The organism is Rhodococcus sp. NPDC047139 (assembly GCF_040643435.1).
Lineage (GTDB): Bacteria > Actinomycetota > Actinomycetes > Mycobacteriales > Mycobacteriaceae > Rhodococcus.
This window is the reverse complement of sequence record NZ_JBEYUH010000005.1, coordinates 285,587-308,295: the sequence shown is the minus strand read 5'-3', so window position 1 is coordinate 308,295 and position 22,709 is coordinate 285,587. Positions and strand designations below refer to the sequence as shown.

The 22,709-nt window shown below is 67.2% G+C and carries 16 protein-coding genes; 9 read left to right on the top strand and 7 right to left on the bottom strand.

What is annotated here, in order from left to right; translation table 11 throughout:
* Positions 1-45 precede the first annotated feature (45 nt).
* From recC to ABZ789_RS08820, 4 genes are all read left to right on the top strand, one after another.
* Positions 46-3,339 (top strand): exodeoxyribonuclease V subunit gamma, encoded by a 3,294-nt coding sequence (gene recC / locus ABZ789_RS08835; RefSeq protein WP_358421975.1) that lies wholly within the window; start codon positions 46-48, stop codon positions 3,337-3,339.
* 14 nt (positions 3,340-3,353) lie between these two features.
* Complete coding sequence (locus ABZ789_RS08830) at positions 3,354-6,686, top strand: UvrD-helicase domain-containing protein (RefSeq protein WP_358421972.1); 3,333 nt, start codon at positions 3,354-3,356, stop codon at positions 6,684-6,686.
* Positions 6,683-8,572: an exodeoxyribonuclease V subunit alpha gene (recD, locus tag ABZ789_RS08825; RefSeq protein WP_358421969.1), complete on the top strand. Its 1,890-nt coding sequence runs from the start codon at positions 6,683-6,685 to the stop codon at positions 8,570-8,572. Before ABZ789_RS08830 ends, recD begins: the two co-directional genes overlap by 4 nt.
* 81 nt (positions 8,573-8,653) lie before the next feature.
* Positions 8,654-10,081, top strand: coding sequence for a lipase maturation factor family protein (locus ABZ789_RS08820; protein WP_358421966.1), 1,428 nt, complete (start codon positions 8,654-8,656; stop codon positions 10,079-10,081).
* 19 nt (positions 10,082-10,100) lie between these two features.
* Here the strand turns inward: ABZ789_RS08820 and ABZ789_RS08815 are convergent, their stop codons facing one another.
* The 7 genes from ABZ789_RS08815 to ABZ789_RS08785 are packed head-to-tail and all read right to left on the bottom strand — an operon-like array spanning position 10,101 to position 16,700.
* Positions 10,101-10,685: a hypothetical protein gene (locus ABZ789_RS08815; RefSeq protein WP_358421963.1), complete on the bottom strand. Its 585-nt coding sequence runs from the start codon at positions 10,683-10,685 to the stop codon at positions 10,101-10,103.
* 47 nt (positions 10,686-10,732) lie between these two features.
* Entirely contained in the window at positions 10,733-11,287 is a 555-nt protein-coding gene (locus ABZ789_RS08810) for a sugar O-acetyltransferase (RefSeq protein ID WP_358421961.1), read from the bottom strand.
* Between the two features lie 26 nt (positions 11,288-11,313).
* Positions 11,314-12,393, bottom strand: a complete 1,080-nt coding sequence (locus tag ABZ789_RS08805) for an ABC transporter ATP-binding protein (protein WP_358421958.1) — start codon at positions 12,391-12,393, stop codon at positions 11,314-11,316.
* 47 nt (positions 12,394-12,440) lie between these two features.
* Positions 12,441-13,331, bottom strand: coding sequence for a carbohydrate ABC transporter permease (locus tag ABZ789_RS08800; protein ID WP_358421955.1), 891 nt, complete (start codon positions 13,329-13,331; stop codon positions 12,441-12,443).
* A complete protein-coding gene (locus ABZ789_RS08795) occupies positions 13,328-14,290 on the bottom strand; it encodes a sugar ABC transporter permease (RefSeq protein ID WP_358421952.1) in 963 nt (320 codons plus the stop codon). Before ABZ789_RS08795 ends, ABZ789_RS08800 begins: the two co-directional genes overlap by 4 nt.
* Positions 14,287-15,597 carry a sugar ABC transporter substrate-binding protein gene (locus ABZ789_RS08790; RefSeq protein ID WP_358422170.1) on the bottom strand — a complete coding sequence of 437 codons (1,311 nt, stop codon included), beginning with the start codon at positions 15,595-15,597 and terminating at the stop codon, positions 14,287-14,289. The genes ABZ789_RS08795 and ABZ789_RS08790 overlap by 4 nt, the downstream gene beginning before the upstream one ends.
* Positions 15,598-15,653: 56 nt before the next feature.
* Entirely contained in the window at positions 15,654-16,700 is a 1,047-nt protein-coding gene (locus ABZ789_RS08785) for a sugar-binding domain-containing protein (RefSeq protein ID WP_358421949.1), read from the bottom strand.
* A 132-nt stretch (positions 16,701-16,832) separates the two neighbouring features.
* Between ABZ789_RS08785 and ABZ789_RS08780 the strand changes: the two genes are divergently transcribed.
* From ABZ789_RS08780 to ABZ789_RS08760, 5 genes are all read left to right on the top strand, one after another.
* Positions 16,833-17,852, top strand: coding sequence for an NAD(P)-dependent alcohol dehydrogenase (locus ABZ789_RS08780; protein ID WP_358422168.1), 1,020 nt, complete (start codon positions 16,833-16,835; stop codon positions 17,850-17,852).
* Between the two features lie 4 nt (positions 17,853-17,856).
* Positions 17,857-19,329, top strand: coding sequence for a mannitol dehydrogenase family protein (locus ABZ789_RS08775; RefSeq protein ID WP_358421946.1), 1,473 nt, complete (start codon positions 17,857-17,859; stop codon positions 19,327-19,329).
* The gene (locus ABZ789_RS08770; protein WP_358421943.1) at positions 19,326-20,258 is read left to right on the top strand and encodes a carbohydrate kinase; all 933 of its coding nucleotides are present in this window, start codon (positions 19,326-19,328) and stop codon (positions 20,256-20,258) included. The genes ABZ789_RS08775 and ABZ789_RS08770 overlap by 4 nt, the downstream gene beginning before the upstream one ends.
* A complete protein-coding gene (locus ABZ789_RS08765; protein WP_358421940.1) occupies positions 20,255-21,682 on the top strand; it encodes an FGGY-family carbohydrate kinase in 1,428 nt (475 codons plus the stop codon). The genes ABZ789_RS08770 and ABZ789_RS08765 overlap by 4 nt, the downstream gene beginning before the upstream one ends.
* Positions 21,683-21,814: 132 nt before the next feature.
* The gene (locus ABZ789_RS08760; protein WP_358421937.1) at positions 21,815-22,678 is read left to right on the top strand and encodes an MFS transporter; all 864 of its coding nucleotides are present in this window, start codon (positions 21,815-21,817) and stop codon (positions 22,676-22,678) included.
* Positions 22,679-22,709 lie beyond the last annotated feature (31 nt).

Sequence of the window (22,709 nt, the reverse complement as noted above, 5' to 3'; positions counted from 1 at the left end):
TAAGCCGTACCGGACGGAACGAGCGACGACGAGGGAGATCGACGCGTGCTGACCCTGCACCGTGCCGAGCGCACCGGCATCCTGGCGGACGCGCTTGCCGCAGTGCTTGCCGAACCCCTTGCCGATCCGTTCGCGCGCGAGGTCGTCGCGGTGCCCGCGCGCGGTGTCGAAAGATGGCTCACCCAGCGGTTGTCGGGAATGCTCGGTTCCTCCGGTGGCGACGGGGTGGCAGCGAACATCGACTTTCCGTCCCCGGCCCGCCTCGTGGACGAAGCCCTCGCCGCGGCATCCGGGATCTCCGCCGCCGACGATCCCTGGCATCCGTCCCGCATGTTGTGGACGTTGCTCGGCGTGATCGACGAATCCGTCGGGGAACCCTGGTGCGCCACCCTGGCGCGACATCTCGGACACGGAGCCGACGACCACCGCATCGGACGGAGATATGCCACTGCTGCCCATCTCGCCGAACTGTTTCGCAGCTACGGGCTCCAGCGACCGGGGATGATCGCTCAGTGGGCGTCGGGCCACGACACCGACGGCACGGGTGCTCCGCTCGACGATCATCTGCGCTGGCAGGCCGAGTTGTGGCGGCGCTTGCGAGCTCGTATCGGGGTCGACAGCCCGTCGCAACGACTCGACGAACTGTGCGCCCGGTTACGGAACGATCCCGACGTCGTCGATCTGCCCGAACGGTTCTCGGTCTTCGGCCCCACCCGGCTCGACACCGTTCTCCTGGAGGTGCTGTCCGCGCTCGGGCATCACCGCGACGTACACGTCTGGCTTCCGCACCCGAGTCCGGCGATGTGGGACGGACTGACCGCACGCCCGCCGTCCATGCGCCGCGTCGACGACCACAGCGCCCTCGGTGTGCAGCACCCCTTGTCGGCGGCACTGGGCCGCGATGTCCGCGAACTCCAGATCCGGCTCTCCGGCCTCGACTGTGCGGACGTCCTCCATCCGTCCCCACCCACACCTACGACTCTCCTCGGTCGGCTGCAGAGCGATATCCGGGACGATCGGATCCCCGAAACCGGATCGGCAGAACCCGACGGGACCGTGATGATCCACGCATGCCACGGCCCCACCCGGCAGGTCGAGGTGCTCCGCGAGTGCCTGCTGCATCTGTTTCGCGACGATCCGGCTCTCGAGCCGCGCGATGTCATCGTCCTGTGCCCGGACGTCGAGACGTACGCTCCGCTCGTCCACGCCGCCTTCGGTGCGGGAGTGGGGGAGCATCCCGGCCACACCCTGCGGGTCCGCCTCGCCGACCGCGGACTGCGTCGCACCGACCCGGTGTTGTCGGTGGTGTCGGAGCTGCTCGCGCTGGCCGACGGCCGGGTCACCGCCAGCGAGGTTCTCGACCTCGCCGCTTCCGCACCGGTGCGCCGGAAGTTCGGATTCGACGACGACGAACTCGAGCGCCTGCAGGAATGGACTACCGAGACCGGTGCGCGCTGGGGCCTCGGTCCGTGGCAGCGGAAGAACTTCGGCCTCGGCGATTTCATGCAGAACACCTTCGGCGCGGCGCTCGACCGGATCCTGCTCGGTGTGGTCGCCGACGGATCGGACGGGGAGTGGTTGTCGCTGTCCCTGCCTCTCGACGACGTCGACAGCAACGACATCGATCTCGCGGGCAGGTTCGCCGAATACATCGACCGCTTGACGGTCGTACTGCTCAGACTGCGCGGGCCACTGCCCGCGGCACGATGGTCCGACGAACTCGCCTACGGAATCGACCTGCTCACCGACGTCCCCCGAGCCGATGCCTGGCAACTCGCCCGCGCACGTCGCGTGATCGGTGAGGCCGTGGAGCATGCCGGCGACATACAGTTGTCCCTGAGCGATGTGAGATCCATGCTCGGCTCCCGGCTGGACGGGCACCCGACGCGTTCGAACTTCCGGACGGGCGAGCTGACGGTGTGCACCATGGTTCCGATGCGTTCGGTGCCGCACCGCGTGGTGGTGCTCCTCGGATTGGACGACGACATCTTCCCGCGCTCGGCACATGCCGACGGCGACGACGTCCTGACCCAGAATCCTTGTGTGGGAGAACGTGATCCGCGCAGTGAGGACCGCCAGCTGCTCCTCGACGCGCTGATGGCGGCCGAGGAGCGGCTGCTGTTGTTCTATACCGGCGCCGATGCCGTCACCGGAGCGGTACGTCCGCCGGCGATCCCGCTCACGGAAGTGCGCGATGTGGTGGCGACGATGACCGGAGTCGAAGTGGACGACGAGCGGATCGTGCGGCGGCATCCGCTGCAACCCTTCGATCCCCGCAACTTCCGAGCGGAGGACCCGTTCGGTTTCGGGGTCACCGCACTTGCGGCGGCCCGTGCCGGACAAGGGAGTTCGCCTGCTCGAGCACGATCGGGATCGCTGCTCGTCGATGATCTTCCGGCACCGGTACGTACGGATGTGGATCTCGACGAACTCGTCACCTTCCTGACACACCCGACACAGGGATTCCTCAGGCAGCGACTCGGATTGCGCATCCCCGACACCGACGAGGGCATCGCCGACGCACTCGACATCGAACTCGACGGCCTCGCCCAATGGCAGCTGGGCGATCGCATGCTCGAAGCACGTCTGGCCGGGATGTCCGCGGGCGCGTTCAAGGATGCGGAGTGGCGTCGCGGCACGCTGCCCCCCTTCGCCCTCGGCAGGAAGACGCTCGACGCCGTGAGCGACAATGTCGAACGCCTCGTGCGTGCCTGTGCCGGTGTGCACTCCGGACCGGCTCGCACCGTCGACATCCGCGTGGACCTCGGAGACGGGCGGCGGCTGACCGGCACCGTGGGCGGGGTGCACGGGGAGGTGCTGGCCCGCAGCACGTACTCGAAGCTGTCCCCGAAGCACCGGCTCGAAGCGTGGATCCGACTGCTCGCCGTCGTCGCGTCGGGACATCCGGGACAATGGCGCGCCGTGACGACCGGGCGCAGCCGTTCGCGGTCGTATCCCGCCTGGCGCTCGACCCTGCAGGCGCCGGCCGACCCGGTCGCGGTCCTCGCCGCACTCGTCGATCTGCGCGACCGCGGGCTGTGCCGTCCGTTGCCGGTGGTGACGGGCGCCTCGGCCGAATACGCCGAGCGGCGGCACCGTGGCGACTCCGTCGAGATGGCGCTGTCGGCCGCCGGAAAAGCATTCGGTGGCACGTTCGGCGACGGAAAGGATCGGCACGTGGCGTATCTGTACGGGCCGGACGTCACGCTCGCGCGGCTCACCGCCGATTCTCCGGAGGGCGCCGAAGCCGCGTGGTTCGACGATCCGAGTCGTTTCGGCGTGCTCGCCCGACGGTTGTGGGAACCCCTGCTCGCTTCCGAGAACCAGGGACGACCATGAGGAAAGGACACAGCGTGCCCGACGCCGCGACCACCGATCCGCGGGCCGTCGGCGGCCCCCCGCCGGCAGGTTTCGATCTGCTCGGGCCGCTTCCGAGCGGCACGACCGTTCTCGAAGCCAGCGCGGGCACGGGGAAGACGTACGCGATCGTCGGGCTCGCCACCCGGTTCGTCGCCGAAGGGCATGCCCGCCTGTCGGATCTGTTGCTCGTTACGTTCAGCCGGGCCGCCACGCAGGAACTCCGCGAACGCACCAGGAACCGGTTCGCGCAGGTCGCCGCGGCTCTCGCCGATCCCGCAAGCGCACGGCTGAGCAGCGACACTCTGATCCGCCATCTCGCGAGCGACGACGTCGACGCGCGGCGGGCACGACTGCGACAAGCACTGTCGGACTTCGATTCCGGGACCATCTCCACCACGCACGGCTTCTGCCGTCGCATGCTCGACGAACTCGGCATCGCCGGCGAACGAGAACCGGACGTGACCGTCGTGGAGGACGTCGACGACCTGCGCGACGAGGTGGTCGACGATCTCTACCTGCGGCGGTACGGCAGGAGCGAGGCCCCCATCACGTACGCCGAGGCGGCCGTTGCGGCCAAGGAAGCGATCTTCGATCCGCAGGCCGAACTTGCACCGACCGACGCCGACGGCACCGCGGCCGGCGAGCGCGTCGAGTTCGCGCGGGCGGTCAGAGCCGAGGTCGAACGACGCAAACGGAGGCTCGGCCTGCGCGATTTCGACGATCAGCTATCGCTGCTGCACGCTGTGCTCAGCGATCAGGAGCACGGTGACGACGCGTGCCGGCGGATGCGTGCGCGTTTCTCAGTCGTTCTCGTCGACGAGTTCCAGGACACCGACCCGAAGCAGTGGGAGATCCTGCGCCGGGCATTCCACGGGCACAGCACGCTCGTGCTCGTCGGCGATCCGAAGCAGGCCATCTACGCGTTCCGGGGCGCGGAGGTGCTCAGTTACCTCGATGCCGTCTCCGAATCCGACACCTACTGCGAACTGACCACCAACTGGCGCAGCGACGGCGACCTGGTCCGGGCGCTCGAACACGTCTATCTCGGCGCCGCTCTCGGTGATCCGCGCATCGTCGTGAACCCGGTGACGGCGGCCGCAGCCGACTCCCGGCTCTCGGGCATCGCGCCGCTGCGGGTGCGTCATCTGCCGCGCGCCGGAGCCGGACCCCTCAACGACTGGGGTTTCCCGCAGAACCTCGACGGTCTGCGTGCCCGGGTTGCACGCGACGTCGCCGCCGACGTCGTGCGCATGCTCGAAGACGAGAACGTGACGGTCGATCTCGGGGCCGGCCCCGAACGCGTACGACCCGGACACATCGCCGTACTCGTCCGCAAGCACAAGCAGGTGGCGCTCGTCCACGATGCGCTGACGAGGGCGAACGTGCCGTGCGTGGTCGCCGGCGGCACGAGTGTGTTCGCAACGCCGTCCGCGCAGCACTGGCTCTGGGTGCTCTACGCGCTCGAACAACCTCATCGCGCCGACCGCGTCCGGCTCGCAGCGCTCACCCCGCTGCTCGGCCGCACGACGGCCGATATCGACGCGGAAGGCGAAACGCTCGTCGTGGAGATCGGAGGATTGCTTCGTGAGCTGAACGACGTCTACGCGCGTACGGGTTTCGCTGCCGTTTTCGAACGGCTCGCCTCGTACGGCTCGGTCGAAGCCAGGCTCCTCGACGAACCGTCCGGTGAGCGCACCCTGACCGACATCCGGCACGTCGCGCAGTTGCTCGAGGACGCTGCATCGGCGCAGTCGCTCGGCCTGACCGCGCTCACGCGTTGGCTCGAAGATCACATCAACGACCCCGACCGCGGTGGGGCCGAACGGATCCGACGACTCGACAGCGACGCCGCAGCGGTTCAGATCCTCACCGTGCACGGCAGCAAGGGGCTGGAGTTCCCCGTCGTACACGTCCCGTACGGATGGGACGCCGCGAAGAATCCCGAACCGGACAAACTGTTGTTGCACGAGGACGGCCGACGGATCCTCGATGTGGGGGGCAAGAGCGGACCGGGTTACGTCGCGAGAAGGCGCCGGCACGAGCTCGAGGAAGCCGGGGAGGAACTGCGCCTGCTGTACGTGGCGGTGACGCGCGCACAGTGCGCACTCGCCCTCTGGTGGGCACCATCCACCCCCACCTCGCGTTCGCCGCTGCACCGGTTGCTGTTCGCCCGGGAGCCCGGATCGGCGGACGTCGCAGCGGAAGGACGGATCGGACACGACGAGGCCATGGCCGAAGAGTTCGAACGATGGGCTACGCGCGCCGGCGGCATCATCGCTGTCGAAGCCGTCGGGCCGCACCCCGTTCCGGTACGTCGCTGGGATCGCCCCCGGGTGGGGTCCGGTCCGCTCGCAGCCGCGCAATTCGATCGAATCGTCGACGAAAGCTGGCGCAGGACATCCTATTCCGCTCTGACCGCGTCGGTTCACGAAACGCCGGGGGTCGGGAACGAGGTGGAGGACCCCGTGAAGACCGACGAGCCGGACGAACCACCGCTCATCACACCGGATCCGGTGCGCGCCGGCGTGCCGTCACCGATGAACGGACTGCCCGGTGGCGCGGTTTTCGGCACGCTGGTGCATGCCGTCCTCGAAGTCGTGGACACCTCGGCGTCCGATCTCGAGGCCGAACTGCTCGACTGCTGCCGCGAGGTGGTGCGGCGGCAGCTGTCGCCGATCGACCCCGCGCAACTGGCCGCTGCTCTGCTGCCGGTGCTACACACTCGGCTCGGACCGCTCGGCCGGAGCCTTGCCGACTTCGCTCCGTCCGACAGGCTTTCCGAGCTCGATTTCGAATTGCCGCTGACAGGCGGCGACAATCCGGTGCCCGTCACGGTCACCCTCGATGCGGTCGGGGCGCTGCTCCGCCGGCACCTGCCTGCCGACGACCTGATGGCGCCCTATGCCGATCTGGTCCGCACCCTCGAGCCGGTGCCCCTGCGGGGTTACCTCACCGGCAGCATCGATGCCGTGCTGCGCACCGAGGAGCCGAGATTCGTCGTCGTCGACTACAAGACCAATCGGCTCGCCCCCGGCGACGAGCTGACCACGGCCCACTACACGCGGGAGGCGATGGCAGCCGAGATGCTCCGGGCTCACTATCCGATGCAGGCACTGCTCTATTCGGTTGCGCTGCACCGCTATCTGCGGTGGCGAATGCGCGGCTACGACCCGCACATCCATCTCGGCGGCGTGCAGTACCTGTTCGTCCGCGGGATGGCCGGACCGGACAGCCCGCCCGGTAGCGGCGTGTTCGACTGGCACCCTCCGGCGGATCTCGTCACCGACCTGTCCGACCTTCTCGCCGGAAAGGCCGTGGTCTCGTGATCGAGTCGAGAACGGACGTCCGAATCGCCCAGCGCGGCAAGGGAGCGCTCCGTGAGTTCAACGAAGTCGGAGCACTGACCGCGGCCGACGTGCACGTCGCGTTGCGGCTCGCCGCACTCGGCGGTGAGGACGACCCCCACGTGCATCTGGCCACCGCACTCGCGGTGCGTGCCGTGCGGTCCGGATCGGTGTGTCTCGACCTCACGCGGCTTCGCGAGATCACCGTCGAAGAGGACGAGGACGGGCATCCCGTCGTCGATCCTGGGGATCTTCCCTGGCCGCGCGACGAGGATGTGCTCGCGGCCTTGCGGCGCAGCCCTCTCGTGATCGGCGGCGACCGCGGACCGTTGCGTCCGCTGCGTCTCGTCGACACCGAGGAAGGTCCGCTGCTGTATCTGGACCGATACTTCCGGCAGGAGCAGACGATCCGCCGAGTGCTGGCCGAGCGGACGGCGACTTTCCCCGGGCTCGACGAGCAGCTGCTCGCAACCACCCTCGACGAGCTGTTCCCGCATCCGGAAGATCCGTCACGACCCTCCCCGGCACCCGACCGTCAGCGGGTGGCGGCAGCGCTCGCGGTCACCCGGCCCACCACGGTGATCGCAGGCGGACCGGGCACCGGCAAGACCCACACGGTCGCACGAATCATCGCGTTGCTCACCCGCTTGTACGGTCACGACCTGCGCATCGGTCTGGCTGCACCCACCGGCAAGGCCGCTGCGCGCCTGCAGGAGTCCGTGCGCGAGCAGGAAGCCGCGCTCGGACTGCCGGCGAACCTCGTCGCCATGACGCTGCACCGGATGCTCGGCTGGCAACGGGGACGCACCCGCTTCCGGTACCACGGCGGCAACCACCTGCCCTACGACGTGATCGTCGTCGACGAGACCTCGATGGTGTCGCTGACGATGATGTGTCGTCTGCTCGAGGCGCTCCGGCCCGACACTCGACTGGTGCTCGTGGGTGATCCCGATCAGCTCGCGTCCGTCGACGCGGGTGCGGTACTGGCAGACCTGGTCGGCCGGCCGGTGACCGGCGCCGTCGACCCCGTTCTCGAGCGGGTCGTCGCCCGCGATCTCGCGCCTGCCGGCGACCCCGCCGACGCGGCGTTCAGCGACGCCGAACGGGCCCGTCTGGGCGGTGGTGTCGTCCGGCTCAGCCGCGGTCGACGTTTCGGCGGTGCCATCGCAGATCTGGCGGTGGCGGTTCGTAAGGGCGACGGTGACGCGGTGCTCGACATCCTGCGCAGCGACGACCCGCACGTCTCGTTCGTGAGGCCGACCGAACTCGACGCGTTGCGCGACGAGGTCGTCCGCTCCGCGGAGGAGGTCACCAAGGCTGCGGAGGCGGGTGAGGTCGAGGTCGCACTGAAGCGGTTCGAGGAACACAGGTTGCTGTGCGCGCACCGTGACGGCCCGGCCGGGGTGCAGTGGTGGGCGCGGCAGGCCGCCGAATGGATCGGTGAGGCCGCAGGGCAGCGTCTCGACCCCGAGCGGTGGTATCCGGGCCGGCCGCTGATGGTGACGGCGAACGACCACGACATGCAGATCTACAACGGCGACACCGGAGTGGTCGTGCGCCGCGGAGACGAACTCGTCGCCGCGTTCGCGCGTGGCGAGACGCCGTTCGAGCTGCGCCCGAGCCAGCTACCCGCAGTGAGCACCGTGTACGCGATGACGATCCACCGCAGCCAGGGCAGTCAGTACAACACCGTGTCCGTGGTGCTTCCCGATGCGGGGTCAGCACTGCTCACCCGAGAGTTGCTGTACACCGCGATCACCCGCGCGAGGTCGCATGTGCGCATCATCGGCACCGAGGACGCGGTGCGCGCGGGCGTGGCACGGCAGGTGCTCCGAGCGAGCGGCCTGCGGCGGAACATCCGATCCTGACCGAACCGGCGGACCTGTCGGGTCCCGACGTGTCATGCTCGAGTCCGGGACGAAGGGACCACGGAACCGGTCGGCGGTGGCATGAGCTGGTGGGACGCGGACGGATACACGATCGGGCGACTGCTCGTCACCCGAGGGCTCGCCGCGCTGTACCTCGTCGCCTTTCTCGCTGCCCTGCTGCAGTTCCGGGCGCTGATCGGTGAGCGCGGGATCCTGCCCGCCCCCCGGTTCCTCGCACGAACCTCGTTCAGGCAGTCGCCGAGCCTGTTCCACCGGCGTTACTCCGACCGCCTGTTCGCGATCGTCGCTGTTGTGGGCGTGGCACTGTCGGTACTGACCCTTGCCGGTATCACCGAACAGTTGCCACTCGTGGCCTGCATGTTCGTCTGGTTTCTGATGTGGGGGCTGTACCTGTCGATCGTCAATGTGGGACAGGTCTGGTACTCCTTCGGCTGGGAGTCGCTGCTGCTCGAGGCCGGTGTGCTCGCGATCTTCCTGGGCAACGAAGACACCGCTCCGCCGCTGCTCGTGTTGATACTGCTGCGCTGGTTGCTGTTCCGGCTCGAGTTCGGGGCCGGGCTGATCAAGATGCGCGGTGACCGGTGCTGGCGCGACCTGACGTGCCTGTACTACCACCACGAGACCCAGCCGATGCCCGGACCGCTCAGCCGGTACTTCCATCTGCTACCGAGGCCGCTTCACCGAGTGGAGGTCGCAGGTAATCACTTCACCCAGCTCGTCGTACCGTTCGGGTTGTTCCTTCCACAACCGGTCGCGGGCATCGCCGCACTGATCATGATCGTGACGCAGCTGTGGCTCGTGATCAGCGGCAACTTCGCGTGGCTCAACTGGATCACCATCGTCATCGCGGTGTCGGTGGTGCCCGACAGTTTCTACGGTCCGTCGATCGACCCGGCAGCAGCCTACGGGCCGACACCGGTCGCGTTCTCCGTCGCGGTTGTGGCGCTGACCGTGCTCGTCGCGGTGCTCAGCTATTGGCCGGTGGCGAACATGATGTCGCATCGGCAGGCCATGAACGCCTCGTTCAACAAGTGGCATTTCGTGAACACCTACGGCGCGTTCGGCTCCGTCACCCGCACACGACGGGAAGTGATCGTCGAAGGCACCACCGACTCGGTCGCGACACCGGCGACGGTGTGGTGCGAGTACGAGTTCAAGGGCAAACCGGGTGATGTGCGCCGGCGTCCACGCCAGTACGCGCCGTATCACCTGCGCCTGGACTGGTTGATGTGGTTCGCGGGCATCTCCCGCGACTACGCGGCGGGGTGGTTTCCCCGTTTCGTGGGAAAGCTGCTCGAGAACGACCCGGCCACCGTGAACCTGCTCCGGCACAACCCTTTTCCGGACGAACCACCTCGGCTGGTGCGGGCGCGGCTGTTCCGCTACCGCTTCGCGACCCGCGCACAACGTCGCGAGACGGGACAGTGGTGGGTGCGGGAGGAGATCGGCGACTACATGATGCCGATGTCCCGAGCCGATCTACCCTGACGGCGGACGCCGAGTGTGCTCACCAGACCTCGCCGCCGGTGTCCGAGACGGTGAATCCGTGGCCGCCCGCTTCGCAGGTGATCCCCGTCTTCTCGTCGACGGCGCAGGTGAACGGATCGACCGTGAGGCTGCGGCCAGGGGGCAACGGCTTCGGAGCTCCACCGAAATCCATGAACGAGATGTCGCCGATGCTGACCCACTCGCCGGGGCCGTCCGCCTCGAGCATCAGGGCGTTCGCAGGAACCAGCACGTCCGGCCCACCGTTGCCGGGGACCTGCGGGGCGTTCGCCGGCATGGTCCCCTGACACCCCGCGAGCGGCTCGGTGTGCACGAGGATCGCGCATCCGAACTCTCCGCCGGCCGATGCGAAGTAGTACACACCCTCCGTATTGGCGGCATAGTCGTCGGGGTCGACGGGGGATGGTGCGGCAGTGGTGGTGGTCGTCGTGCTGGGCGTGGTCGTCTGCGCCGTGGAGGACACCGAAGTTGCCGGGGCCTCGGATGCGGTGGCCTCACCTTCCACCGTGCTGGAGCACCCGGCGGTGAACAGGGCTGCACATGTGGCGACGACGAAGGGGGCGAGAGGTGCCCGACGACTGCTCATGCCGGGCAGCATAGCGACCATCAAGATCGACGCAAGCTCCGCTCGGCTCAGAGCCGGCGCGTCACGCGCGCGGGGACGCCCACCGCCACGACGTTCGACGGCAGGTCGCGGGTGACCACCGCCCCGGCACCGACGACGGTGTTCTCACCGATCGTCACCCCGGGCCCGACGATCACGCCGCCACCGAGCCAGACGTTGTCGCCGATGATGATCGGCACTGCCGACTCCCACTTTGCGCGTCGCAGCTCGGGATCGAGGGGGTGGGTGGGTGTCAGGAGCTGGACGTTCGGACCCATCTGCACGTCGGCGCCGATCGTGACCGGTGCGACGTCGAGCATCACCGCGCCGAAGTTCACGAACGTCCCCGCGCCCACGGTGATCCGGTAACCGTAGTCCACCTGCAGCGGCGGCCGGATCTCCACGTCGGCGCCGACCGCACCGAGCAACTCGTGCAGGATCGCCCGCCGGGTCCCGGGATCGGCCGCGGTGGACGTGTTGTACCGCTCCGTCAGCAATGCAGCCCTGAGTGCGTCGGCGGCGATTTCGGGATCGTCGGCGATGTAGAGCTCACCGGCCAGCATCCGTTCCTTCTGCTCACCCACGCAGGTCCCTTCCCTCGTCCGATCGGTCAGTCGCCCACCCGCTCGCCGGTTTCGGTGTCGAACAGGTGCACCGTACCGTCGCGCTTGCGCAGGTGCACGGTGTCGGCGAGGCGTGCAGGTGTGCGCACCAGCGCTCGCGCGACCACCTGAGCAGCGGCGCCCGGGACACGTGTGTACAGATACGATTCGCTGCCGAGCTCCTCGACGAGTTCGACGACCGCCTCGACACCCTCGTCGGCCACTTCGAAATCCTCCGGCCGGATCCCCGCAGTGACCTCCTCGATGCCGGCAGAGTGCAGGCGCGTTATCCGTTCTCGTTCGACGGGAACGACGGTGTCGCCGACGACCACACCGTCGTCGACGACTCGCGCCCTCAGCAGGTTCATGGAGGGGGAACCGATGAACCCTGCGACGAATGCGTTGGCGGGACGGTCGTAGAGTTCGGTGGGACTCGAGAACTGCTGCAGCACTCCGTTCTTCAGCACTGCGACACGATCGCCCATGGTCATCGCCTCGACCTGGTCGTGGGTGACGTAGACCGTGGTGGTGCCGAGCCGTCGTTGCAGCGCCGCAATCTCGGTACGGGTCTGCACGCGCAGTTTCGCGTCGAGATTCGACAACGGCTCGTCCATGCAGAACACCTGTGGTTCACGCACGATCGCACGGCCCATCGCGACCCGTTGGCGCTGGCCACCGGAGAGCTTGGCAGGTTTACGGTCGAGATAGTCGGTGAGATCGAGGATTCTCGCTGCCTCCTCGACCTTGCGGCGACGCTCGTCCGCGCTCACACCGCGCATCTTCAGGGCGAAGCCCATGTTCTCGGCGACGGTCTTGTTCGGATACAGGGCGTAATTCTGGAAGACCATCGCGATGTCGCGGTCCTTCGACGGAACTCCGGTCATGTCCTTACCGCCGATCGAGATCGAACCCTCGTCGATGTCTTCGAGTCCGGCGAGCATGCGCAACGCGGTGCTCTTGCCGGAGCCGGACGGTCCGACGAGCACCACGAACTCGCCGTCCTCGATGTCGAGGTTCAACGAGTCGACGGCGAAGGTGTCGGAGTTCTCGTAGATACACGAGGCGTTGCTGTAGGTGATGTCGGCCATGGGGAAGTCCTTGCTGGTGAAGGTGATCCGGTAACGGAGACGGGGAGCTACTTGATCGCGCCGAACGACAGTCCGCGCACGAGCTTGTTCTGGGCGAGCCAGCCTGCGAGGACGACGGGCAGCGCCGCCATCGTCGCTGCCGCCGACAAGCGGGCCCAGTACAACCCCTCGCCGGTGATGAAGCCGACCAGGAACACGGGGATGGTCTGCGCCTGTACAGCAGTGAGATTGACAGCGAAGAAGAACTCGTTCCACGAGAAGATGACGCAGATGAGAGCGGTGGCGGCGATACCCGGGGAAACCAGCGGAAGGATCAGCTCCCGCACCGTCGTCCACAGGCTCGCTCCGTCCATGCTTGCCGCCTCGAGCAGCTCACCCGGAACCTCGAGGAAGAACGAACGCATCATCCACACCGCGATCGGCAGATTCATCGCGGTGTACAGGATGACGAGCGCCCAGATGTTGTCGAGCAGACCGATATCGGCCACGATCACATACAGCGGGATGATCGCAGCGACGACGGGCAGCATCTTGGTGCTGATGAAGAAGAACAACACGTCCTTGGTCTTGCGTACCGGTCGCAGCGACAGGGCGAAGGCCGCGGGCACACCGAGGAGTAGCACCAGGACGGTCGAGACGATCGTGGCGAACGCGGAGTTGAGCAGACTCGTACCGACGCCGGTCTCGAAGACCGCACGGAACTGGTCGAGAGTGGGGGAGAAGAAGAACTTCGGCGGATCGGAATAGGCATCGGCCTCCTGCTTGAACGCGGTGAGCACCATCCAGAAGACCGGGAAGAAGAAGCCGATGGCCGCGATCCATGCCACCACCCCCCACGGATTCGTTCTGCGGTTCTTCCGTTTCCGGGCCGTGCGCACGACCCGATCGGCCGGTGCCGTCGGGTCCGAAGCCTGCGGCTTCGTGGCCGTGGTGCTCATGCCGCCTCCTCCTTGCCGGTGAACGATGTGAAGATCAGGCGCAGTGCGAAGGTGGCGACGACGATCGTGCCGATCACGACCACGACCCCCATCGCCGCGGCCTGACCGATGTCGAAGCCGAGGAATGCCCGCTGGTAGATGTAGAACGGCAGATTGGCGCTGGCCGTACCGGGACCTCCTTGGGTCATCATGTAGATCGTGTCGAAGGTGTTCACCAGATAGATCGCACCGAGAACCGTGCCGAGTTCGATGAACCGGCGTAGATGCGGCAGCGTGAGTTCGCGGAACAGGGCCAGTGCGCCGGCGCCGTCGACCCGACCGGCCTCGAGGATGTCGCGAGGCATCGACTGCAGGCCCGCGAGGATCAACAGCATCATGAACGGCGTCCACTGCCACACGAGCGCGACCATCACCGCCGGGAGCGGAAACCGGCTCACCCAGTCCATCTCTCCCAGTCCGAAGGGGGAAAGTACGAAATTGACGATGCCGAAGACCGGATCGAGCATCGACGTCTTCCAGATCAGGGCGCTCGCGACCGGCGTGACGAGGAACGGCGTGATCAGCAGGGTTCGCGCGATACCCCTGCCGAGGAACGCCCGGTCGAGCAGGAGTGCGAGCAGTAGTCCGAGGACCACCGAGATCAGCACCGTGCCGACGATGAGGATGACAGTGTTGAGCGCGACCTGCCAGAACTGGCTGTCCTGGAAGACGTCGACATAGTTCTGGAGTCCGACGAACCGGCGGGATCCGGGGCTGACGAGGTTCCACGATTGGGTCGAGTAGTACAGCGTGAACACGAACGGGATCTGGGTGACCACGATCGTGAAGATCAGGGCCGGCAGCAGGGGTCCGCGCCGACGCCATCCCTCGGCGCGGGAGACTCCTTCCTCCTTCTGCCGTACGGCGCGGACTCGTTCGGCGATGTCCGGTGCGGGACGTCGCGTTGCAGGTGCGGTCATGACGTCTTCTCCCGATAGGTCGCGCCGACGGCTTCGGCGTACTTCTGTGCCTGATCGAGTGCTTCCTCGACGGTCTGCCGTCCGGCGATGGCGGCGCTGATCTGCTGGCTGACCCGGGTGCCGAGATCCTGGAACTCGGGGATCGCCAGGAACTGGATGCCCGTGTAGGGGACCGGGTCGACCGTGGGATTCGACTGGTCGGCTCGTTCGATGGACGCGAGGGTGATCGGACCGTAGGCCGCGGCGGCCTCGGCGTACTCGGGGATCTCGTAGGTCGACGACCGACTGCCCGGCGGCACCCGTTCCCAGCCGAGTTGCTCGCCGACCGTGCGCAGATACTGCTGATCGGTCATCCACGCGATGAACTTCCAAGCGTCCTCGGTGTGGTCGCTGCCGGCAGGAATGCCCAACGACCACGTGTAGAGCCAGCCGGACGGGTCCTTGTCCGCGACCGGTGCAGCCGCGTAACCGATCTTCCCGACGACGTTGCTCGACGCGGGATCCTCGAGTGTCGAGACGGCCGAGGTCGAGTCGTACCACATGGCGACGCGGCCCTGCGCGAGTTGTGTCGCACATTCGCTGAATCCGCTCGTAGCGGCACCGGGCTGGCCGTATTTGCGGACGAGATCGACGTAGAACTGCACAGCTTCGCGAACCTCGGGACTGTTCAGCTGCGCGTTCCAGTTCTCGTCGAACCAACGTCCGCCGAAAGTGTTGATGACGGTGTCGAGCGGTGCGAGCAGTTCGCCCCAGCCCGGCTTACCGCGCAAGCAGATTCCGTTCACGTCCGGGCCGTCGAGTTGTGCTGCAGCGTCGGCGACCTCGCGCCAGGTCGGTGGATCGGACAGCGTGATTCCGGCCTGCTCGAACATATCCTTGCGGTACATCAGAAACGACGACTCACCGTAGAAGGGCACCGAGTACATATCTCCCTCGTACGAGAGCGCTTCCCGGAGAGAAGGAATGATGTCGTCGGCCTCGTAACCCTCGGTCTGCTCGATGTACGGAGACAGATTCGTCAACCACCCGTACTCCGCCCACTGGGGTGTCTCGTAGTTGCTGATCATCACGACATCGAATTCGCCACCGCCCATCGCCGTGGAGGCGGTGATCTTCGCACGCGCCTGATTTTCGGAGAGGGTGACGAATTTCAGGTCGATATCGGGATTCTCGTCCTCGAACTGTGACGCGAGCTGTTGGGCGTCCTGCATCTGAGAGTTCGACACCATCGCGATGGTGACGGTCCGGCCGGAGGTACCGATCGATCCTGCGCCAGCACAACCGGTCGATGCGAGGCAGAGGGCTATAGCTCCTGTTGCGATCGCGCGGATGGATCTTGTTGCTGTAGGCACTGTGGTCTACCTCATTTCGGTGCTGCCTCGTCCTCGGGGTCGTGATCAGGGTGGTCGAGCAGGTAACGAGCGCAGGAGATGTCGCACACGAGCATCTTGGCGAGGCCGCCTCGCAGAACGCCGAGTGCAGCGCGATGCTTCGACTGCCCTCCGGTGATGAGGAGCGTCCCGGGGCAGCTGCGGACGTCGTCGAGGGGTACCGACATCGTGCGCGATTCGAGATCGCTGTGGACAGAGGTGCCGTCGGAATGGAAGAACCGGCCGCCGATCTCGCCGACCGCGCCGAGGCGCTCGAGTTCGTGAAGCATTGTCGTGTCGAGGAAACTGCCCTCGAACAAGGTGGTCGACGTCGATACCGCACCGACACCGAAGATCATCAGGTCTGCGCGGCGACCGGCTTCCAGTGTCCGGGAGATGAGTGAGTCCGCACGCATGGACGCGACCGTGGACGGATCGGCATACAGTGGTGTGGGAAGTCGAAGAGGCTGCGCACGAAGCTGTTCCGCACACCTGCCGAGGACGAACTCGGTGCCGGTCTGGTAGGTGCTCGTGGAGACCGAGCCGTCGAGCTGCACGATCGTCGCGCACGTCGCGACACCGGGCGGGAGGGCCTGCGCCACGGCAACGGTCTCCGGTCCCCAGGTGAATCCGAGAATGTCGGAGGGGCGGAGACGGCGGACGAGCAGGCCGGCCGCGGCACGCCCGAGCGCCGCGAAACTCGTTGATTCCTCGACCGGTCCGGCGTCGTCGACGCGGCGTCCCACCACGACGGCCTCCAAGAGTCCGTAGCGCTCCTCGAGGGCTCGTTCGGTCTCGGCGTGGACGTGGTCGCGCAGAGCCGGCGGCACGGCGACCTCGATGCGTACCAGTCCCTGGGCTCGAGCGCGTGCCAGTAGTCGACCCGCGGTGGGGCGTGAGACCCCGAGGCGCTGCGCGACTTCCGCCTGGGTGAGGCCGTCGAGGTAATAGAGCGTCGCGGCCCGCACGGCGAGGCGTAGATCCTCGGTGGACGCCGAGGTTCCCGCGTCCGTGGCGTGGATCGGGCCGGGCGCGGTCACGTGCTCTCCTTGCTGCGAAGTGAGCCTCGACGGGCGACCCGTGAGCATCTGCTCGAGGGTGCCTTCATATGCTCAGTACGTTAACATCGCAGTGTGACCCACACAACAGTCCGGGCGATGCTCCCGGACACGATGCGTGCGGCCGTGCTTCTCGAACCGGGCCGCGTCGAGATGCGGGACAGGCCTGTCCCGACCCCCGCGCCCGGCGATGTCCTGGTACGCGTTACCACCGTGGGAGTGTGCGGATCGGACGCCCATTACTACCGCGAGGGACGAATCGGAGAGTTCGTCGTGACCGATCCGATCGTGCTCGGCCACGAGGCAGCGGGGGTCGTGGCTGGAGTGGGGGACGGCGTCCCCGAAGTCCGGATCGGCGAGCGGGTCTCGATCGAACCGCAACGGCCGGACCCGCTCACCGAGGAGACACGCCGCGGCGATTACAACCTGTGTCCGCACATGCGGTTCTACGCCACGCCGCCCGTCGACGGCGCGCTGTGCGACTACGTCACCATCGGTGCGGCCTTCGCGCACACCGTTCCGGCGCGCGTATCCGACGACGCCGCCGCCCTGTGCGAACCGTTGTCGGTCGGCATCGCCGCCGTGCGCAAGGCCCGGGTCGCGGCCGGATCGCGCGTCCTGATCACCGGGGCCGGCCCGATCGGCATCGTCATCGCCCAGGTCGCCCGAGCATTCGGCGCGGTGGAAGTCGTCGTCACCGATCTCGATGAACGACGTCGTGAAGCAGCCCTGTCGTTCGGGGCATCCGATGCGCTCGACCCGCGCGTCGACGACCCGACGGCGCTGCGCGTGGACAGCTACATCGATGCCTCCGGTGCACCTGCTGCTGTCGATTCCGGAATCCGGGCAGTCCGCCCCGGTGGCACCGTGGTGCTCGTCGGCGCCGGCGCGGACACGATGACCCTGCCGGTGCACATCATCCGGAATCGCGAATTGAATCTGACCGGTGTGTTCCGCTACGCGAACACCTGGCCGACCGCGCTCGCTCTCGTCGAATCCGGACGGATCGATCTGGATTCGATGGTCACCGCGCGCTTCCCGCTCGACGAGACGGCCGAAGCGCTCGAATCCGACCGTATACCGGGAAGTATCAAGGCAGTCGTCGACGTGACCGAGCCGGCCCGAAAGGGGTAGACCCATGCGCGTGAGTGAGCAGGCACTTCCGGACATGAGAGTGCCCGTCCCGACCTACCGCCGCAGCGACGTCACCGTCGGTATCGTGCATTTCGGTGTGGGTGGATTCCACCGCGCACATCAGGCGATGTACGTCGACCGACTCCTCGAACAGGGATCGGCGAAGGAATGGGGTATCTGCGGGGTAGGCGTGCTGCCCGGCGACCGTCGCATGCAGGAGGCGCTCGCCGCTCAGGACCACCTGTACACCCTCGTACTCATGCACCCCGACGGCACCTGGGAGCCGCGGGTGATCGGGTCCATCGTCGATTATCACTACGCCCCCGACGATCCCGAGGCAGTCATCGAACTCCTCGCCGCTCCGGCCACGCGGATCATCTCGCTGACGGTCACCGAGGGCGGGTACAACATCCGCCACGACACGGGTGAGTTCGATGTCGACGACCCGGCCGTCCGGCACGATCTGCATTCCGGCGAACCACCTGCCACCGTCTTCGGTCTCGTCACCGAGGCTCTCGCGAGACGCCGAGCGCGGGGGCTTCGCGCCCCGACCGTGATGTCGTGCGACAACATCGAAGGCAACGGGACGGTCGCCCGTCGTGCCTTCACAGCGTACGCAAGTCTCGTCGACAGTGAACTCGCGCAGTGGATCTCCGAACATGTCCGCTTCCCGAACTCGATGGTCGACCGGATCACACCCGCCACCACCGACGAGGTCGTCGCGGCACTGTCCGAACGCTTCGACGTGCAGGATCGCTGGCCGGTCGTCGCCGAACCCTTCACCACCTGGGTGCTCGAGGAGTCCTTCGCCGACGGCAGGCCCGCCTTCGAGGACGCAGGAGTGCAGATCGTCGACGACGTCGCCCCCTACGAACTGATGAAGCTGCGTCTGCTCAACGCGAGCCACCAGGGACTCTGTTATTTCGCGTATCTGATGGGCTATCGCCTCGTCCACGAGGCTGCACAGGATCCGCTCCTCGCCGGGTTTCTGCGCGCCTATATGGACACCGAAGCGACTCCCACTTTGCGGCCGGTGCCCGGCATCGACCTCGACGACTACAAGAGCACCCTCGTCGACCGCTTCGCCAACCCCGAGATCCGCGACACCATCGCAAGATTGTGCGCCGAATCATCGGATCGCATACCGAAATGGCTTCTACCGGTGATCCGGGAGAATCTCGACACCGGCGGGCATGTGCGCCTGTCCGCGGCGATCGTCGCGTCGTGGGCGCGCTATGCGGAAGGCGCCGATGAGGACGGGCGACCGATCGAAGTGGTCGACCGACTCGCCGACACACTCGTCCCACTCGCGCGACGGCAACTCGCTCATCCCACCGCCTTCATCGAGAACGTCGACGTCTTCGGCGATCTCGCGCGGCATTCCCGCTTCGTCGATGCCTACACGTGGGCACTGAACGCCCTGCACAGCGACGGCGCGCGCGCCACCCTGAAAGAGCTTCCGGGAGAGCCGGAATGAACGGTCACGCACTCGTCGTCGGGGAAGCACTCGTCGACATCGTCCGCCGGGCGGGTTCGGAGCCTGTCGAACATGTGGGCGGCAGTCCGCTCAACGTCGCGCTGGGGCTCGGCCGGCTGGGCCGTGCCGTGCAATTCGTGACGCGGGTCGGTGCCGACGAGCGCGGCACTCGCATCGTCGAGCACCTCACCGCTGCCGGGGTCGCCTTGACGCCCGGGAGTACATCCGCGGATCGCACGGCGACCGCGCAGGCCGAACTCGACGAGAAAGGCTCCGCGAGATACGAGTTCGACATCACCTGGGATCCGGTCGAGCCGCCGATGACGGCGGACGTTGTGCTCGTGCACACAGGTTCCATCGCCACTGTGCTGGAGCCCGGCTGCGACGTCGTCGCCGAACTCGTTGCACTGCAGTCGAGGACATCCACCGTGAGCTTCGACCCGAACATCAGGCCGGCATTGATCGCAGACCCCGCGCGTGGACGGGCACGGATCGAACGGCTCGTCACGCTCGCCGACGTGGTCAAGGCCAGTGACGAGGACCTGGAGTGGTTCGCACCTGGGCGTGATCCCCTCGACACCGCACGCGAGTGGCTTTCGCGCGGGCCTGCGGTCGTCGCCGTGACGAGGGGAGGTGCAGGTGCGGTGGCAGTATGTGCTGCCGGGACCGTCGAGGTGCCCGCCGTGCAGGTCGAGGTGGTCGACACGGTCGGGGCCGGGGATGCGTTCACGGCCGGTCTGCTGGACGGATTGTGGAGTTTCGGATTCGTCGGGATCGAGCGGCAGGAACGTTTGCGGGACATCGGCACAGCCGAACTGCGGGCGGCGCTGGAAACGGCTGCGTGGACGTCCGCACTGACAGTCGCGCGCGCCGGCGCCGACCTGCCCACCCTTGCCGAACGCGTGGCAGCCCGGAAGGTGACGCGGTGACGCTCGTTGCCGGGATCGACTCCTCCACCCAGTCGTGCAAGATAGTCGTGTGCGACGCCACTACCGGCCGCATCGTTCGCGAAGGTCGTGCCCTTCACCCGTCCGGTACCGAAGTCGCGCCGGCCGCCTGGCGTGCTGCCTACGAATCGGCGTACTCCGAGGCCGGGGGACTCGACGACGTCGCGGCGATCTCGGTGGGCGCTCAGCAGCACGGCATGGTGTGCCTGGACGATCGCGGCGAGGTCGTCCGCGACGCGCTGTTGTGGAACGACACGAGATCTGCGGCGGCGGCTGTCGATCTGGTCGCCGAGGCGGGCGGTCCGGCTGTATGGTCCGACGCCGTCGGCGTGGTCCCACTCGCGGCGATCACGGTCGCGAAGGCCAGGTGGCTCGCCGACCACGAACCCCGCAACGCCGAACGCACCGCAGCGCTGTGCCTCCCGCACGACTGGCTGACGTGGACGATGCGGAGCGACCGTGATCTCGGCAGCCTCGCAACCGACCGCAGCGACGCGAGCGGCACCGGCTATTTCGATGCATGCACGAATGCCTATCGGCAGGACCTGCTCGAACTGGCCCTGCGCCGACCGAGTCCGATTCTTCCTCGGGTGGCCGGGCCGGCCGACTGTATCGGCGAGACCGTCTCCGGTGCTCTCCTCGGGCCCGGTGCCGGGGACAACGCCGCAGGCGCCCTCGCCCTCGAGGTGGGCGAGGGAGACGTGATCGTCTCGATCGGCACTTCCGGCGTGGTGTGTGCGGTGTCCTCCACTCCTGCTCGCGACGCGGCCGGTTACGTTGCGGGATTCGCGGACGCGACCGGCCGGCATCTGCCGCTGGTGTGCACGCTCAACGGGGCTCGCGTGCTGGACGCCACCGCGAGGATGCTCGGTGTCGACCACACCGAGCTCGCCAGGCTCGCTCTCACAGCACCACCGGGAAGCGACGGACTCGTCCTGATCCCGTATCTCGAGGGTGAGCGCACCCCGAACCGCCCCGGTGCGACCGGAGCCCTGCACGGACTCCGGCTCACAACCGCGACCCCCGCGCATCTGGCGCGCGCGGCGTTCGAAGGTCTGCTGTGCTCACTCGCCGACGGCGTCGATCACATCGAAGCGCAGGGCACCGAGGTACGCCGGGTTCTGCTCGTCGGCGGAGGAGCGCGCTCGAGTGCGCTGTGCGAGCTGGCGCCGACCGTGCTCGGAATGCCCGTCGACGTTCCGGAACCGGGGGAGTACGTCGCGCGCGGCGCGGCCCGGCAGGCGGCCTGGGTCCTGCGCGGCGGCGCCGAGCCCCCGCAGTGGGAGCCCGGAGCAACACGTCACTACGAGGCCGACCCGACCCCGCACGTGAGGGAGCGTTATGCGGAGGTGCGGGACCTGACGGACGGTTCGGAGATCGTCGGGGAATCACTTTCGGCAGGGTGAGAACGCTCCGCTCGGTACCAGCGTGATGCGCATTCGAGGGTGGCGCCCGACGGGAGTCAGGTGTGCTTTCTCGGTCAGTTGGTCAGCATGAATTCCGTGTGATGAGACCCTCCAGCAGACTCGGGGCGCAACATGCTGGTGCCTTTCGCGGCGACCCTCGCCCGCGACGACGAACGCGGGCGTGTGATCGGCAACGTGATGACCGGACTGTTGCTGGGCATCCTGTTGTCCCGCGTGGTGGCAGGACTGATCGCCGAGGTGGCGGGTTGGCGAGCGGTGTTCGTCTGTGCGGCGGCGCTGATGCTGCTCACCGTGCTGTTGATTCGCACCTTGCCGGAGTCGGCCCCCACCACCGATGCCGGGTACCGTGCGGTGCTGGCTTCGGTGATCCGACTGATGTCCACCGAACCCGTTCTGCGGCAAAGGATCATGTACGGTGCACTGACGTATGCATCATTCGGGGTGTTCTGGACGAGTGTGGGATTCCTCCTCGCCGGCCCGGGATACGGATGGTCCGATGCGCGCATCGGGATCTTCACTCTCTTCGGTGTGGCGGGTGCGTTGGCTGCTCGTGTGGCGGGTGTTCTCGCCGACCGGGGATATGCGCGTCGCCAAACCGGTTTCTTCGTCGCCGTCACCGCGGTGAGCTTCGCCCTGCTCGCCGTGGGGGAGAGGCACGTCGTCGCGCTGGCGATCGGGGTCGCACTGCTGGATCTGGGAATCCAGGGAACGCACATCAGTAATCAGAGCCTGATCTACCCACTTCGGTCCGATGCTCGTAGCCGGCTCAACACCGCTTACATGACTTGCTACTTCCTTGCAGGGTCGCTCGGGAGCGTGCTGTCCACCATCGCGTACTTCGCTGGGGGCTGGCAGGCGGTGTGCGTGCTGGGGGCCGTCTTCCCCGCATGCGGCGTCGGACTCTGGATCCGCGAGATGCGAGGCGTGATGCGTGCGCGGAAACGCCGTGCCGTCGAGCAGTCGGAGAACGCCTGAAATGCTTTTTTACCAAGAGATTCCGGCTTCG

Bases quoted from the DNA above. Each gene is read 5' to 3' on its own strand.
- ABZ789_RS08795 (WP_358421952.1), bottom strand. From the start codon at position 14,290: ATGACCGCACCTGCAACGCGACGTCCCGCACCGGACATCGCCGAACGA.
- ABZ789_RS08770 (WP_358421943.1), top strand. From the start codon at position 19,326: ATGAACGGTCACGCACTCGTCGTCGGGGAAGCACTCGTCGACATCGTC.
- ABZ789_RS08820 (WP_358421966.1), top strand. From the start codon at position 8,654: ATGAGCTGGTGGGACGCGGACGGATACACGATCGGGCGACTGCTCGTC.
- ABZ789_RS08775 (WP_358421946.1), top strand. From the start codon at position 17,857: ATGCGCGTGAGTGAGCAGGCACTTCCGGACATGAGAGTGCCCGTCCCG.
- ABZ789_RS08805 (WP_358421958.1), bottom strand. From the start codon at position 12,393: ATGGCCGACATCACCTACAGCAACGCCTCGTGTATCTACGAGAACTCC.
- ABZ789_RS08800 (WP_358421955.1), bottom strand. From the start codon at position 13,331: ATGAGCACCACGGCCACGAAGCCGCAGGCTTCGGACCCGACGGCACCG.
- ABZ789_RS08760 (WP_358421937.1), top strand. From the start codon at position 21,815: ATGCTGGTGCCTTTCGCGGCGACCCTCGCCCGCGACGACGAACGCGGG.
- ABZ789_RS08780 (WP_358422168.1), top strand. From the start codon at position 16,833: ATGCGTGCGGCCGTGCTTCTCGAACCGGGCCGCGTCGAGATGCGGGAC.
- ABZ789_RS08815 (WP_358421963.1), bottom strand. From the start codon at position 10,685: ATGAGCAGTCGTCGGGCACCTCTCGCCCCCTTCGTCGTCGCCACATGT.